The 13713-nt window shown below is 67.9% G+C and carries 24 protein-coding genes; all 24 read right to left on the reverse strand.

All coding sequences use genetic code 11. The annotated features are described in order from the left end of the window. Positions 1-64 precede the first annotated feature (64 nt). Positions 65-610, reverse strand: a complete 546-nt coding sequence (gene rplQ, locus ACIQWX_RS02130) for a 50S ribosomal protein L17 (RefSeq protein ID WP_400864363.1) — start codon at positions 608-610, stop codon at positions 65-67. 41 nt (positions 611-651) lie between these two features. Continuing rightward, on the reverse strand, positions 652-1722 hold the full coding sequence (locus ACIQWX_RS02135) for a DNA-directed RNA polymerase subunit alpha (RefSeq protein WP_004558887.1): 1071 nt from the start codon (positions 1720-1722) through the stop codon (positions 652-654). A 105-nt stretch (positions 1723-1827) separates the two neighbouring features. Beyond that, complete coding sequence (gene rpsD, locus ACIQWX_RS02140) at positions 1828-2433, reverse strand: 30S ribosomal protein S4 (RefSeq protein WP_004558886.1); 606 nt, start codon at positions 2431-2433, stop codon at positions 1828-1830. A 23-nt stretch (positions 2434-2456) separates the two neighbouring features. Beyond that, positions 2457-2864 carry a 30S ribosomal protein S11 gene (gene rpsK / locus ACIQWX_RS02145; RefSeq protein WP_004558885.1) on the reverse strand — a complete coding sequence of 136 codons (408 nt, stop codon included), beginning with the start codon at positions 2862-2864 and terminating at the stop codon, positions 2457-2459. Between the two features lie 18 nt (positions 2865-2882). Further along, entirely contained in the window at positions 2883-3068 is a 186-nt protein-coding gene (locus ACIQWX_RS02150) for a hypothetical protein (protein ID WP_013222623.1), read from the reverse strand. Further along, positions 3065-3445, reverse strand: coding sequence for a 30S ribosomal protein S13 (gene rpsM, locus ACIQWX_RS02155; protein WP_004558883.1), 381 nt, complete (start codon positions 3443-3445; stop codon positions 3065-3067). Before rpsM ends, ACIQWX_RS02150 begins: the two co-directional genes overlap by 4 nt. A gap of 206 nt (positions 3446-3651) precedes the next feature. Continuing rightward, on the reverse strand, positions 3652-3765 hold the full coding sequence (gene rpmJ / locus ACIQWX_RS02160) for a 50S ribosomal protein L36 (protein WP_004558882.1): 114 nt from the start codon (positions 3763-3765) through the stop codon (positions 3652-3654). A 34-nt stretch (positions 3766-3799) separates the two neighbouring features. Continuing rightward, a complete protein-coding gene (infA, locus tag ACIQWX_RS02165; protein WP_004558881.1) occupies positions 3800-4021 on the reverse strand; it encodes a translation initiation factor IF-1 in 222 nt (73 codons plus the stop codon). A 265-nt stretch (positions 4022-4286) separates the two neighbouring features. Further along, positions 4287-5063 (reverse strand): type I methionyl aminopeptidase, encoded by a 777-nt coding sequence (gene map, locus ACIQWX_RS02170; protein ID WP_400864369.1) that lies wholly within the window; start codon positions 5061-5063, stop codon positions 4287-4289. Between the two features lie 44 nt (positions 5064-5107). Further along, positions 5108-5662: an adenylate kinase gene (locus ACIQWX_RS02175; RefSeq protein WP_400864372.1), complete on the reverse strand. Its 555-nt coding sequence runs from the start codon at positions 5660-5662 to the stop codon at positions 5108-5110. Continuing rightward, positions 5659-6966 (reverse strand): preprotein translocase subunit SecY, encoded by a 1308-nt coding sequence (gene secY, locus ACIQWX_RS02180; RefSeq protein ID WP_400864374.1) that lies wholly within the window; start codon positions 6964-6966, stop codon positions 5659-5661. Before secY ends, ACIQWX_RS02175 begins: the two co-directional genes overlap by 4 nt. Positions 6967-7222: 256 nt before the next feature. Further along, positions 7223-7846 carry a LysE family translocator gene (locus ACIQWX_RS02185; protein ID WP_400864376.1) on the reverse strand — a complete coding sequence of 208 codons (624 nt, stop codon included), beginning with the start codon at positions 7844-7846 and terminating at the stop codon, positions 7223-7225. 22 nt (positions 7847-7868) lie between these two features. Beyond that, the gene (locus tag ACIQWX_RS02190; RefSeq protein ID WP_400864379.1) at positions 7869-8822 is read right to left on the reverse strand and encodes a hypothetical protein; all 954 of its coding nucleotides are present in this window, start codon (positions 8820-8822) and stop codon (positions 7869-7871) included. A 49-nt stretch (positions 8823-8871) separates the two neighbouring features. Further along, a complete protein-coding gene (locus ACIQWX_RS02195; RefSeq protein ID WP_400864381.1) occupies positions 8872-9408 on the reverse strand; it encodes a hypothetical protein in 537 nt (178 codons plus the stop codon). A gap of 67 nt (positions 9409-9475) precedes the next feature. Further along, positions 9476-9922 carry a 50S ribosomal protein L15 gene (gene rplO / locus ACIQWX_RS02200; protein ID WP_372671240.1) on the reverse strand — a complete coding sequence of 149 codons (447 nt, stop codon included), beginning with the start codon at positions 9920-9922 and terminating at the stop codon, positions 9476-9478. Then, complete coding sequence (gene rpmD / locus ACIQWX_RS02205) at positions 9919-10104, reverse strand: 50S ribosomal protein L30 (RefSeq protein WP_033291195.1); 186 nt, start codon at positions 10102-10104, stop codon at positions 9919-9921. The genes rplO and rpmD overlap by 4 nt, the downstream gene beginning before the upstream one ends. Position 10105: 1 nt before the next feature. Further along, complete coding sequence (rpsE, locus tag ACIQWX_RS02210; RefSeq protein WP_086675494.1) at positions 10106-10750, reverse strand: 30S ribosomal protein S5; 645 nt, start codon at positions 10748-10750, stop codon at positions 10106-10108. Between the two features lie 34 nt (positions 10751-10784). Beyond that, the gene (gene rplR / locus ACIQWX_RS02215; RefSeq protein WP_400864386.1) at positions 10785-11183 is read right to left on the reverse strand and encodes a 50S ribosomal protein L18; all 399 of its coding nucleotides are present in this window, start codon (positions 11181-11183) and stop codon (positions 10785-10787) included. A gap of 2 nt (positions 11184-11185) precedes the next feature. Further along, positions 11186-11725, reverse strand: coding sequence for a 50S ribosomal protein L6 (gene rplF, locus ACIQWX_RS02220; protein WP_086675496.1), 540 nt, complete (start codon positions 11723-11725; stop codon positions 11186-11188). 16 nt (positions 11726-11741) lie between these two features. Beyond that, positions 11742-12140, reverse strand: a complete 399-nt coding sequence (rpsH, locus tag ACIQWX_RS02225) for a 30S ribosomal protein S8 (RefSeq protein WP_004558871.1) — start codon at positions 12138-12140, stop codon at positions 11742-11744. A 91-nt stretch (positions 12141-12231) separates the two neighbouring features. Next, positions 12232-12417, reverse strand: a complete 186-nt coding sequence (locus tag ACIQWX_RS02230; protein ID WP_004558870.1) for a type Z 30S ribosomal protein S14 — start codon at positions 12415-12417, stop codon at positions 12232-12234. Between the two features lie 4 nt (positions 12418-12421). Then, positions 12422-12985 (reverse strand): 50S ribosomal protein L5, encoded by a 564-nt coding sequence (gene rplE, locus ACIQWX_RS02235; protein WP_103350707.1) that lies wholly within the window; start codon positions 12983-12985, stop codon positions 12422-12424. Further along, positions 12985-13299 (reverse strand): 50S ribosomal protein L24, encoded by a 315-nt coding sequence (gene rplX, locus ACIQWX_RS02240; protein ID WP_086675498.1) that lies wholly within the window; start codon positions 13297-13299, stop codon positions 12985-12987. The genes rplE and rplX overlap by 1 nt, the downstream gene beginning before the upstream one ends. After that, complete coding sequence (gene rplN, locus ACIQWX_RS02245) at positions 13299-13667, reverse strand: 50S ribosomal protein L14 (protein WP_004558867.1); 369 nt, start codon at positions 13665-13667, stop codon at positions 13299-13301. The genes rplX and rplN overlap by 1 nt, the downstream gene beginning before the upstream one ends. Positions 13668-13713: the final 46 nt, after the last annotated feature.

Raw genomic sequence — 13713 nt, forward strand, 5'->3', positions numbered from 1 at the left:
AACGAGCCCGCCCTCCCCAGCGGGAGTGGCGGGCTCGTCCGGTGTCGACTCTGCCGTCAGGACGTCAGTCCTTCTTGGCGTCCGCGTCTTCCGAAGCCGGGGCCTCGGTCTCAGCGGCGGTGTCCTCAGCCTTGGCCTCTTCAGCGGCGGGAGCTTCCTCGGTCGAGGTGGTCTCCTCCGCGGCCGGGGCGGCGGGCTTCTCGTCCTTCGCGAACTTCGTCTTGCGAGCGCGCTCGGCTTCCGAAGTCACCGTCTTCTCGGCCACCAGCTCGATGACCGCCATCTTGGCGTTGTCGCCCTTGCGCGGCATCGTCTTGGTGATCCGGGTGTAGCCACCGTCGCGCTCGGCGAAGTGCGGGCCGATCTCCGCGAACAGCTTGTGGACGACGTCCTTGTCACGGACGACGCGCTGCACCTGACGGCGGTTGTGCAGGTCGCCCCGCTTCGCCTTGGTGATCAGCTTCTCGGCCAGCGGGCGGACCCGCTTCGCCTTCGCCTCGGTGGTGGTGATCTTGCCGTGCTCGAACAGCTGCGTGGCCAAGTTGGCCAGGATCAGCCGCTCGTGCGCGGACGACCCGCCGAGCCGGGCTCCCTTGGTAGGGGTGGGCATTGGTTCTCCTAGTTCAGCTCACAGCGTCCGGGCACAGAGCCTCAGAGCTGCTCGGTCTCTGCGTAGTCCTGGCCATCGTCGTGGCCGTCCGAAATCCCGTCGGCGATGCCACCGACACCCTCCGACCAGCCTTCACCGTCGTAGCTGGCGGCCGCCGCGGTCGGGTCGAACCCGGGCGGGCTGTCCTTCAGCGCGAGGCCGAGGCCGACGAGCTTGAGCTTGACCTCGTCGATCGACTTGGCGCCGAAGTTGCGGATGTCGAGCAGGTCCGCCTCGCTGCGCGAGACGAGCTCGCCCACCGTGTGGATGCCCTCGCGCTTGAGGCAGTTGTACGACCGGACGGTGAGGTCCAGGTCCTCGATCGGCATCGCGTAGGCGGCGATGGTGTCCGCCTCCTGCGGCGACGGGCCGATCTCGATGCCCTCGGCGTCGACGTTCAGCTCGCGGGCGAGACCGAACAGCTCCACCAGCGTCTTGCCGGCCGACGCGACCGCGTCGCGCGGCGTGATCGACGGCTTGGTCTCGACGTCCAGGATCAGCTTGTCGAAGTCGGTGCGCTGCTCGACACGGGTGGCCTCGACCTTGTAGGTCACCTTCAGCACCGGCGAGTAGATCGAGTCGACCGGGATCCGGCCGATCTCCGCGCCCGCCTGCTTGTTCTGCAGGGCCGGAACGTAACCGCGGCCGCGCTCGACGACGAGCTCGATCTCGAGCTTGCCCTTGCCGTTCAGCGACGCGATGTGCAGATCCGGGTTGTGCACGGTGACACCCGCCGGCGGCACGATGTCGGCCGCCGTGACCTCACCCGGGCCCTGCTTGCGCAGGTACATGGTGACCGGCTCGTCCTCTTCCGAGGACACCACGAGCTCCTTGAGGTTCAGGATGATGTCGGTGACGTCTTCCTTCACCCCGGGAACGGTGGTGAACTCGTGCAGCACGCCGTCGATGCGGATGCTCGTCACGGCCGCGCCCGGGATGGACGACAGCAGCGTGCGACGCAGCGAGTTGCCGAGCGTGTAGCCGAAGCCGGGCTCCAGCGGTTCGATGGTGAACCGGGAGCGGGTCTCGTTGACCGTCTCTTCGCCGAGAGCCGGCCGCTGGGAAATCAGCATTCCTTGTTTTCCTTTCCAGACGACGCCCGCCATATGACGTCGAAGGGATGGCGCGGCGGCGGCGCACCTTGTTGCGCCGCCGCCCGTACTCCAGCCGGGGCCGGACTACTTCGAGTAAAGCTCGACGATCAGCTGTTCCTGAACCGGAACGTCGATCTGCGCACGCTCCGGCAGCTGGTGGACCAGCACGCGGAGGTTGGACTGGACGACCTGCAGCCACGCCGGGATCGGGCGGTCGCCGAAGGACTCCTTCGCCACGACGAAGGGCAGCATCGCGAACGACTTCGGCCGCACGTCGATGATGTCCCACTTCGAGACCTGGAACGAGGGAACGTTGACCTTGACGCCGTTGACCAGGAAGTGGCCGTGGCTCACCAGCTGACGCGCCTGACGGCGGGTGCGGGCGATGCCGGCGCGGTAGATCACGTTGTCCAGGCGGGACTCGAGGATCTGCAGCAGGTTCTCACCGGTCTTGCCAGGACGCCGGACGGCTTCCTTGTAGTACCGGACGAACTGACGCTCGAGAACGCCGTAGGTGTAGCGAGCCTTCTGCTTCTCCTGCGACTGCAGGAGGTACTCGGACTCCTTGATGCGCCCGCGGCCGTGCTGGCCCGGCGGGTAGGGGCGACGCTCGAAAGCCTGGTCGCCGCCGATGAGGTCAACCTTGAGGCGACGCGAAATACGCGTCGCGGGGCCGGTGTAACGAGCCATTTCTTCTTACTCCTCCCCGTTCCTCAGACCCGGCGCCGCTTGGGCGGGCGGCAGCCGTTGTGAGGCTGCGGGGTCACGTCCTGGATGGTGCCGACCTCGAGGCCGGCCGCCTGCAGCGAGCGGATCGCCGTCTCGCGGCCCGAACCCGGGCCCTTCACGAAGACGTCGACCTTCTTCATGCCGTGCTCGGCGGCCTTGCGGGCAGCGTTCTCGGCGGCCATCTGCGCGGCGAACGGGGTGGACTTGCGCGAGCCCTTGAAGCCCACGTGACCACTCGACGCCCACGCGATCACGGCACCGGTCGGGTCCGTGATCGAGACGATGGTGTTGTTGAAGGTGCTCTTGATGTGCGCGTGACCGTGCGCGACATTCTTCTTTTCCTTGCGGCGGACCTTCTTGGCCCCGGCCGCAGTACGAGACTTCGGTGGCATGTTCTGAGGGTTCTCCTGTTAGCGCGCGTTCTCTTGGTGAGCGGCGACCGCTTCGGCCTGTCCGCGCCGGATGATCGAACCGGCGTCGGTGTACAGGTTGCGGAGCGCCATCGGGCGGGCGTAGAGCGCCTTGGGCGAGACACAAGCCGAGCCGCGGCGCTGAACGCCACCCATCTGCACGACCTTCTTGCCCTGGACGCTCACTTCTTGCCAGCCTTCTTCTTGCCGGCGACCGTCTTCTTCGGACCCTTGCGGGTACGGGCGTTGGTCTTCGTGCGCTGACCGCGGACGGGAAGTCCGCGACGCCAGCGAAGGCCCTCGTAGCACCCGATCTCGATCTTCCGACGGATGTCGGCGTTCACCTCGCGGCGAAGGTCACCCTCGACCTTGAAGTTCTCTTCGATGTACGTACGCAGCTTCGCGAGGTCGTCATCGCTGAGGTCTTTGACGCGGGTGTCCGCGTTGAGCTCGGCAGCCTTGATGAGCTGCTTCGAGCGGGTACGGCCGATGCCGTAGATGTACGTAAGCGCGATCTCCAACCGCTTCTCGCGGGGGAGGTCTACGCCAGCGAGTCGTGCCATTGGCGCTGATGCTCCTTCGTAGGTTTCCTCTTCAGGTCTGCTCCCCGTCCGGTTCCGGGACCGACTCGCCTGTCGTGCCCTCGGCTTGCGCCTCGGGTGTCCCAGCCCCGGCCTGAAGTCCGGGGGTGAACCGGGCCACTCGCGTGGCCCGGCAGGTGCGGGGAGGTTGTGTAGCCGTCAATCCACTCTGCTCGAGTGCTTGGCGATCAGCCCTGCCGCTGCTTGTGCCGCAGGTTTTCGCAGATCACCATGATCCGGCCGTGACGGCGGATCACCTTGCACTTGTCGCAGATCTTCTTGACGCTCGGCTGAACCTTCACGTCTTCTGCTCTCCTGCTTCTGAGCTGCTCGTGATCACTTGTAGCGGTAGACGATGCGACCACGAGAGAGGTCGTAGGGCGAGAGCTCCACGACAACCCTGTCCTCGGGCAGGATGCGGATGTAGTGCTGCCGCATCTTGCCGCTGATGTGTGCCAGGACCTTGTGACCGTTCTCCAACTCGACGCGGAACATCGCGTTGGGGAGCGGCTCGACTACGCGGCCTTCGACCTCGATGGCCCCGTCTTTCTTCGCCATGTCCTCCGCTTTTCCCTGTCGGTATCGTCTGTCGCCACACCGTGATCAACTCCGAGCACTAGTGCTGGGTCGGGTGTTGCGTGGCACACTGGTGCCCGGCTCCCAAGACCGTGAATTCACGAGCGCGCAGGATCCGGGCGCGATAAGTGCGCCGACTTGACAGTGTACGCAGGTCGTGTCGCGACCCCCAAACCGGGGGTGACCATGCTAAAGGCGCGTGCAGGTGGACGTGATGGCGATCACCGCTTGTGGGTGAATGCGCAGGTCAGCCTTCTTCGGGTGCGGTGAGCACCCAGGGACCCTCTTCGGTGATCGCGACGGTGTGCTCCCAGTGCGCCGCGCGGGAGCCGTCGGCCGTGACGACCGTCCAGCCGTCGTCCAGCTCGCGGGTCTCGCCACCGCCGCCGGTCAGCATCGGCTCGATCGCCAGCGCCATGCCGGGCTTGAGCCGGGGGCCCTTGCCGGGCTTGCCGACGTTCGGCAGGAACGGGTCCATGTGCATCTGGCGCCCGATGCCGTGGCCGCCGTACTCGACGATCATCCCGTACTCGATGCCGTCGTCGCGGCCCGCGCGTTCGGCGGCGGACTGGACGGCGAAGGAGATGTCGGTCAGCCGGCCGCCGGCGCTGACCGCCTCGATGCCGGCCCACATCGCCGCTTCGGTCGCCGCGGACAGCGCCAGGTCGGCGTCGGCGACGCTGCCGATGGCCAGCGTGACGGCGGAGTCGCCGTGCCAGCCGTCGAGGATCGCGCCGCAGTCGACGGAGATGATGTCGCCGTCGGCCAGCACCTGCGTCTTCGCCGGGATGCCGTGGACGATCTGCTCGTTCACCGACGCGCAGATCGACGCGGGGAAACCGTGGTAGCCCTTGAACGACGGCACCGCGCCGGCGTCCCGGATCGTCTGCTCGGCCAGCTCGTCGAGCTCGGCCGTGCTGACGCCCGGTTTCGCGATGGCGCGGACCGCCGCGAGCGTGCGGGCGACGACGAGCCCCGCGGCCCGCATCGCCTGCAGCTCGTCCGGGGTCTTGACCTCGATCATGCGCCCACGGCGGAGCACTTGCAGAACACGCAATCCTCCGAGGTTCACGTGCGGTCGCGCAGCGCTTCCAGCACCCGGCCGGAGATCTCCTCGACGCTGCCGACGCCGTCGACGGTCACCAGGATGCCGGCGTAGTACTCCAGCAGCGGCGCGGTGTCCGACACGTAGATCTGCTGGCGGCGGCGGATGACCTCTTCGGTGTCGTCCGCGCGGCCGCGGGACATGAGCCGCCCGACGACGACGTCCTCGGGCACCTGCAGCTGGATCACGGCGTCGAGCGAGACGTCGGCGTCGCCCAGGATCTCCCCGAGCACCTCGGCCTGCTTGGTGTTGCGGGGGAAGCCGTCGAGCAGGAAGCCGGCCTTCGCGTCCGGCTCAGCCAGGCGCTCGCGGACCATCTCGTTGGTCACCGAGTCGGGCACGAGCTCGCCGGAGTCCAGGTAGCGCTTGGCTTCCTGGCCCAGCGGGGTCTCCTGGCCGACGTGCGCGCGGAACAGCTCGCCCGTGGAGATGTGCGGGATGCGCAGCTGCTCCGAGAGAGCCACCGCCTGCGTACCTTTGCCCGCGCCGGGCGGACCCACGAGAACCAAGCGCGTCACTTCAAGAACCCTTCGTAGTTGCGCTGCATCAGCTGGCTTTCGATCTGCTTCACGGTGTCGAGCCCGACACCGACCATGATCAGCACAGCCGTGCCACCGAACGGGAAGTTCTGGTTGTTCCCGCTACCGGTCACCGACAGGAAGAAGTTCGGAAGGATCGCGATGATGCCCAGGTACAGCGAACCCGGAAGGGTGATGCGGCCGAGGACGAAGCTCAGGTACTCGGCCGTCGGGCGGCCCGGGCGGATGCCCGGGATGAACCCGCCGAACTTCTTCATCTCTTCCGCACGCTCGTCCACGTTGAACGTGATCGTGATGTAGAAGTACGTGAAGAAGATGATCAGCGCGAAGTACAGCGCGATGTGCACCCAGCTGGACTGGTTCACGATGTAGTTCTTGATGAAGACCTGCCAGCCGGAGTTGGCGTTCTGGTCGCCGACGAGGCGGCTGATCAGGTCCGGCAGGTACAGCAGGGACGACGCGAAGATGACCGGGATGACGCCGGCCTGGTTCACCTTGATCGGCAGGTAGGTCGACGTGCCGCCGTACATCCGGCGGCCGATCATGCGCTTGGCGTACTGCACCGGGATCCGGCGCTGCCCCTGCTCGACGAAGATGACGCTCGCGATGATCACGAGCCCGAAGATGCAGATCATCGTCAGCGCGACGCCGCCGCCGTTGGACAGGATGTTCCCGCCCTCGACCGGGATGCGCGCGGCGATGTTCAGGAAGATCAGGACGGACATGCCGTTGCCGACGCCGCGTTCGGTGATCAGCTCGCCCAGCCACATCATGACGGCGGTGCCCGCGGTCATGGTGATGACGATGATCGCCAGCGAGTAGACGCTGTTGTCCGGGATGATCGGCTGGTCGCAGTCCGGGAAGAGCTGCTTGCGGTCCGCGAGCGCGACCACGCCGGTGGCCTGCAGGATCGCCAGCGCGACCGTCAGGTACCGGGTGTACTGGGTCAGCTTGCCCTGGCCGGACTGGCCTTCCTTCTTCAGCTCCTCGAACCGCGGGATGACCACGGTCAGCAGCTGGATGATGATGCTCGCCGTGATGTACGGCATGATGCCGGTCGAGAAGAGCGACAGCTGCAGCAGCGCACCGCCGCTGAACAGGTTCAGCAGCTGGTAGACGCCTTCCTGCTGCGCCTGGGAGCTACAGGCCTGTACCGCCCCGTAGGAGATCCCGGGTGCCGGAATGGTCGCACCGATTCGGTAGACCGCGACGATGGCTAGCGTGAACAGGATCTTCTTGCGTAGATCCGGCGTCGCGAGAGCCGAGCGGAAGGCGCTGAACACGCGGGGGACCTCCTCGGCGTCGTCGGCCGTCCTCAACCGACGATCGGCTTGGCCGGCACGGGGGCCGGCGGGAACACACAGCACTACTGGCACGCAAGCCAGGAACGCTTCGGGGCACACTCGTCCCGAAGCGTGTCGCCGACTCTAACAGCTTCACAGGGCGTGTCCGCAGTCCGTGTGCGTTTTCCGTACCAAGGTTGCTCCGGCGGGTTGATCCACATCGCCGTCTCGGCCGTATTCCTTGACAGATTGTGGATCAGGCGTTCGACGTCGCGAGCACGCCGGCGAGGCCGACCAGGACCACTCCGGTCCCCCGGTCCACGTTGCGCCGGGTCCGCCGGGTCAGCTTGATCGTCTTCAAGGCGGCGCCCACGCCGACGTAGACCGAACCGGCCAGGAACTCGGCCAGCAGGTAGACGGCGCCGAGCAGCGCGATCTGCGCCGGAAATGGCCCGTGACCTGCGTCGATGAACTGCGGGACAAACGCGGTGAAGATCAGGATCGCCTTCGGGTTGGTGATCGCGACACCGAACTCCTTGCGCGTCACCCGCCAAGCCGACGCCGGTTGGGTGTCCGGTTCGGGGACGTCCGTTTCGCCCCGGAAAGTCGACCAGAGCAGGCGCACGCCGAGGTAGAGCAGGTAGGCGGCACCGGCCCACTTGATGATCGTCAAGGCGGTCTCGGACGCGGCCAGCAGCTGCCCCAGCCCGGCCGCGACGGCCGTGATCAACAGGGTGAACGCGGCCAGCCGGCCGGCCAGCCCGGCGAGGCCGCGGCGGACACCGTGCGTCATCCCGTGGTGGAGACCGAGCAGGTTGTTCGCGCCGGGCGTAAGCGCGATGAGCACGGACGCCCCGAAGAAGACCAGCAGCCACGACACGGGTCCACGGTAGCCGCCGGGGTCAACGGGGTTCTTCGGGTGGGAGAACGGTGATGGCGACGCCGGTCGGCGGGGTCGGGGTGTCGGCGTAGGCGAGGGTCGGGTCGGCCCAGTTCTTCGTCGGCAGCACGGCGATGACCGCCGCGGCGGCGGCCGACGCGGTGGCCGCGATCAGCAGCCACATGCCGGCGGTGGTGGTGACCTCGAAGTCCAGGCCCTCGGCCATGGCGGACCACCCCGGCCCGATCATCCCGATGGTGACGACGACCCCGCCGGTGAAGAAGGCGCCGGCACCGATCAGCCACCGCCCGCGCCGAGGCCGCGCGAAGGCGGTGAAAGCGGCGACGGCGAGCAGGACGACGGCGAGGACGACCGGAATGCCGACGGGCGCGGTGCCCTGGTCGACGGCCTCCTGACCGGGGATTTCGATCCGGCTGCCCCAGACGGTCTGGGTGACGGTGAGCCGGGCTTCGAAGAACGTCCGGCGGACGTTGACGCTCTGCTGGAGGCGGAAGAGGGGGAAGAAGAGGCCGCCGGCGGCCAGGAGGGCGGCGGTGGCGGCGAGGGCCGGTGGGAGGAAGCGCGGGAGCCCGGAGGGGCGAAGTTCCGAGGCGGGTTCGGCTGCCGGGATCGGAGCGGCGGCGGGCTGAGCAGCGGTGGGCGCGGTGGGTGTGGAGCCGGGCAGGTGCGCGACCGGGAACGGCAGCGGCGTGGCCGGCGGAGATTGGGTCGGGAAGGCGAGCGGATCCGCCTGCGAACCGATCCCCGGCGATCGCCCAGCCTCAGCGGGGAAGCCGAGCGGGTCCGCCGACGATCCAAGCTCCGGCGGCCGCGCGGCCTCGGCCGGGAAGGCGAGCGGGTTCCCGTCCGGCGGCGACCCCGCTCCCGGCTCCACGCCCGCGACCTTCGGCGCCTCGACCGGAAAGCTCAACGGCGACTCGGGCGGCTCGGGCGACTCCTGCGACGGTCTCTCCACCCCTCCGATCCTCCGTCCGGACCCGCACCGCGGCAAGGAACCTGTCCGGTCAGTCCGCTTCGGGCGGCAGCACCGTGATCGCCACGCCCGAGGGCGGCGTCGGCGTGTCCGCGTACGCCGCCTCCGGGTCCGCCCACCCGCGAGGCCGGGCCAAGCCGGCCGCCACCCCGGCCACCGCCACCGCCGCGAGCAGCACCCACGTCCCGGCCAGGGGCGTCGTCGAGACCTCGAGCCTGTTGTCGTCGAAGAGGCTGCGCATGCCCTGCACCACGACCGTGCACACCGCCCCGGCCAGGAACGCCGCCCCCACCAGGGTGGTCCGGAAAGCGGGCCGGCGGGTCACCAGGCCGAGGACCAAGGCCGCCAAGAGGATCGCGGCCGCCAGCAGCAGCGGGACGCCCAGCGGCGCCGACGGCGAGCTGATCTCCCCCTGTCCCGGAAAGGTGTAGTCGATCCGCCAGGCCCGCGTCGTCGTCCGCGCGAGCCCGGACGGCTCCAGCCCGATCACCTGCTCCGTGCGGAAGAACGGCAGGAACGTCCCCACGACCGTCAACGCCGTCGCGACCAAGACCAGCAAAACTCGCACAACAACCCCCCGGAAACGCCGAAGGCCCGCCTGGCGAACCAGACGGGCCTTCGAACTACGAACCAGCTCAGTTGGTGGTGGCGGAGCCACCGGCCGCTTCGAGCTTCTCCTTGGCGGAGCCGGAGAACGCGTCGGCGGTGACGTTCAGCTTGACGCCGTTCACGTCGCCGTTGCCGAGGACCTTCACCAGCTTGCCCTTGCGGACCAGACCGCCCTTGACCAGCTCGTCGGCACCGATGGTGCCGCCGTCCGGGAAGACGCGGGCGATGTCGCCCACGTTCACCGGCTGGTACTCGGTGCGGAAGCGGTTCTTGAAGCCACGCAGCTTCGGCAGCCGCATGTGGATGGGCATCTGCCCACCCTCGAACCCGGCGGGCACGTTCTTCCGGGCCTTGGTGCCCTTCGTACCGCGACCGGCCGTCTTGCCCTTCGAGCCCTCACCACGACCGACGCGCATCTTCTCGCGCTTGGCGCCCGGAGCCGGACGCAGGTGGTGGATCTTGATGGCCGTCATGCCTTGACCTCCTCGACCTCCACCAGGTGGCGGACGGTGTGGATCAGGCCGCGCACCTGGGGGGTGTCTTCACGCACGACGCTCTGGCGGATCTTGCGCAGCCCGAGGGTGCGCAGCGACTCGCGGTGAGCGTGCTTCGTGCCGATCTTGCTCTTGACCTGGGTGACCTTGAGCTGAGCCATGTCAGACCCCCTGGCCCGCGCGCTGGCGCAGCATCCGGGCCGGCGCGACGTCCTCGAGCGGGAGACCGCGGCGGGCCGCGACCTCTTCGGGACGCTGCAGGCCCTTCAGGGCCGCCACGGTCGCGTGCACGATGTTGATCGCGTTGTCGGAGCCGAGCGACTTCGACAGCACGTCGTGGACGCCCGCGCACTCCAGCACCGCGCGCACCGGGCCACCGGCGATGACGCCGGTACCGGCGGACGCCGGACGGAGCAGCACGACACCGGCGGCCTCCTCACCCGTGATCGGGTGGGGGATGGTGCCGCCGACGCGGGGAACGCGGAAGAAGTTCTTCTTCGCTTCCTCGACGCCCTTGGCGATGGCCGCGGGAACTTCCTTGGCCTTGCCGTAGCCGACGCCGACCTGACCGTCGCCGTCACCGACGACCACCAGGGCGGTGAAGCTGAAGCGACGACCACCCTTGACGACCTTGGCGACGCGGTTGATCGTCACGACCTTCTCGAGGTGCGGGGTCTTGTCCTGGGCCGCCCCGCCACGACCGCTGTCGCGCCGGTCACGGCGGTCGCGACGGTCACCGCGGTCGTTGCCGCCCTGCCCGCCGGGTCCACCCTGGCCGCCGCCGAATTGCCGTGTACGTCCCGGCATCAGGCTTTCCTTCCGTTAACAAGCTTCTGCATCGTCAGAACTCCAACCCCGCCTCGCGGGCGGCGTCGGCGAGCGCGGCGATGCGGCCGTGGTAGGCGTTGCCGCCACGGTCGAACACCACAGCCGAGATCCCGGCGTTCTTGGCACGCGCGGCGACGAGTTCCCCGACCTTGGCGGCCTTGGCCTTCTTGTCGCCTTCGAACGCCCGGACGTCCGCCTCGAGGGTGGACGCCGACGCCAGCGTGTGGCCGGCCAGGTCGTCGATGACCTGCACGGCGATGTGCCGCGAGGACCGCTTGACGACCAGGCGCGGACGCTGGTCCGTGCCCGAGACCTTCTTGCGGAGGCGGAAGTGCCGACGGGCCTTCGCGACGCGGCGGCGGGTCGAGATGTCCTTGCCCACCGGCTTGCGCTTCGTAGTCGTGTCGCTCATGATCACTTACCCGTCTTTCCGACCTTGCGGCGGATCTTCTCGCCCTCGTACCGCAGGCCCTTGCCCTTGTACGGGTCCGGGCGCCGCAGCCGGCGGATGACCGCCGAGATCTGGCCGACCTTCTGCTTGTCAATACCGGAGACCGAGAACCGGGTCGGGCTCTCCACCTTGAAGGTGATGCCTTCCGGGGCCTCGATCTTCACCGGGTGCGAGTAGCCGAGGGCGAACTCGAGGTCCGAGCCCTTGGCCTGCACGCGGTAACCGACACCGTGGATCTCGAGCTTCTTCTCGTAGCCCGAGGTCACACCCACGACCAGGTTGTTCACCAGGGTGCGGGTGAGGCCGTGCAGAGCCTTGCTGGTGCGCTCGTCGTCCGGGCGCTTGACCAGCAGGGTGCCGTCGTCGTCGCGCTCGACCGAAATCGGCTCGGCGATGGTGTGCTCCAGGGTCCCCTTGGGGCCCTTGACGCTGATGTGCTGACCGTTGATGGTCACCTCGACCCCGGAGGGGACGGCGACCGGCAGCTTTCCGATGCGTGACATGTCTGTGCCCCCTTCCTTACCAGACGTAGGCGAGGACTTCGCCGCCCACGCTGTTGCGCTTGGCCTGACGGTCCGTCTGCAGGCCACCGGACGTCGAGATGATCGCGATGCCCAGCCCACCGAGAACGGACGGCAGTTCGGTCGATTTTGCGTAGACCCGCAGACCGGGCTTGGAGACGCGGCGCAGGCCGGCGATGCTCCGCTCACGGTTGGGGCCGTACTTGAGCTCGACGACCAGGTTCTTGTGCTTCTCGCCCGGCTCGTCGTGGTAACCCGCGATGTAGCCCTCGCGCTTGAGGATCTCGGCGATGTTCGCCTTGAGCTTCGAGTGCGGGAGCTTGACCTCGTCGTGGTACGCCGAGTTCGCGTTGCGCAGACGCGTCAAGAAGTCTGCGATGGGGTCGGTCATCGTCATGGTGACCTGTCAACCTTTCTCGCCCTGGTTCCCCGCCGCCCGGTACACGGGCGGCAGGGCCTGTGGCGAAGTGGGAGTTAAAAAGAAGCTCTTACCAGCTGGACTTGCGGACGCCGGGCAGCTCGCCCGCGTGCGCCATCTCGCGAAGGCAGATCCGGCAGAGCCCGAACTTGCGGAACACGGCGTGCGGGCGGCCGCACCGCTGGCAGCGGGTGTAGGCGCGCACGGCGAACTTCGGCTTCTTCGCGGCCTTGTGGACCAGTGCTTTCTTGGCCATCGGCTCAGTTCTCCTTGAACGGGAAGCCGAGCTTGCGCAGCAGCGCCCGGCCCTCGTCGTCGTTCGTGGCGGTCGTGACGACGGTGACGTCCATGCCGCGCGGGCGGTCGATGGAGTCGGGGTCGATCTCGTGGAACATCGACTGCTCGTTGAGACCGAACGTGTAGTTGCCGTGGCCGTCGAACTGCTTCGGCGAAAGCCCGCGGAAGTCGCGGATACGCGGCAGCGCGATGGTCAGCAGCCGGTCGAGGAACTCCCACATGCGGTCGCCGCGCAGCGTGACTCGCGCGCCGATCGGCTGACCCTCGCGCAGCTTGAACTGCGCGATGGACTTGCGGGCCTTCCGGACCTCGGGCTTCTGGCCCGTGATCAGCGCGAGGTCCTTGACCGCGCCCTCGATCAGCTTGCTGTCGCGGGCGGCGTCACCGACGCCCATGTTCACGACGACCTTCACCACGCCCGGGATCTGGTGGACGTTGGCGAAGGAGAACTCAGCCTGCAGCTGGCCCTTGATTTCCTCGCGGTACCGCACCTTGAGGCGCGGAGAGGTCTTCTCTGCGGTGGTCATCAGATGTCCTTACCGTTCCGGCGCGAGATGCGGACCTTCTTGCCGTCCTCGCCGATGCGGTAACCCACCCGGGACGGCTTGCCGTCCGAGTCGACGACCATCACGTTCGAGACGTGGATGGGCGCCTCCTGCGTGACGATGCCACCGGACTGCGCACCGCGCTGGGTCTGGGTGATCCGCGTGTGCTTCTTGATCCGGTTCACGCCCTCGACCAGCACGCGGTCGCGCTCGGGGTAAGCCTGGATGACCTTGCCCTTGGCGCCCTTGTCCTTGCCGGCGATGACGACGACCGTGTCGCCCTTCTTCACCTTCATCACAGCACCTCCGGCGCGAGCGAAATGATCTTCATGAACTTTCGGTCGCGCAGCTCGCGGCCCACCGGGCCGAAGATGCGGGTGCCCCGGGGCTCGTTGTCGTTCTTGATGAGCACGGCGGCGTTCTCGTCGAACCGGATGTAGGAACCGTCCGGACGACGACGCTCCTTGACCGTGCGGACGATGACGGCCTTGACGACGTCGCCCTTCTTCACCCCGGCAGCCGGGATGGCGTCCTTCACGGTGGCGACGATGATGTCGCCGATGCCGGCGTAGCGCCGCCCGGAACCACCGAGAACCCGGATGCAGAGGATTTCCTTCGCACCCGTGTTGTCGGCTACCCGAAGCCGCGACTCCTGCTGGATCACGTCAACTCCTGTATGTCGCGCCGGTTCTCGCCCGCTGGTGAGGATT

Origin of the sequence: Amycolatopsis sp. NPDC098790 (assembly GCF_044759945.1) — a bacterium.
Lineage (GTDB): Bacteria > Actinomycetota > Actinomycetes > Mycobacteriales > Pseudonocardiaceae > Amycolatopsis.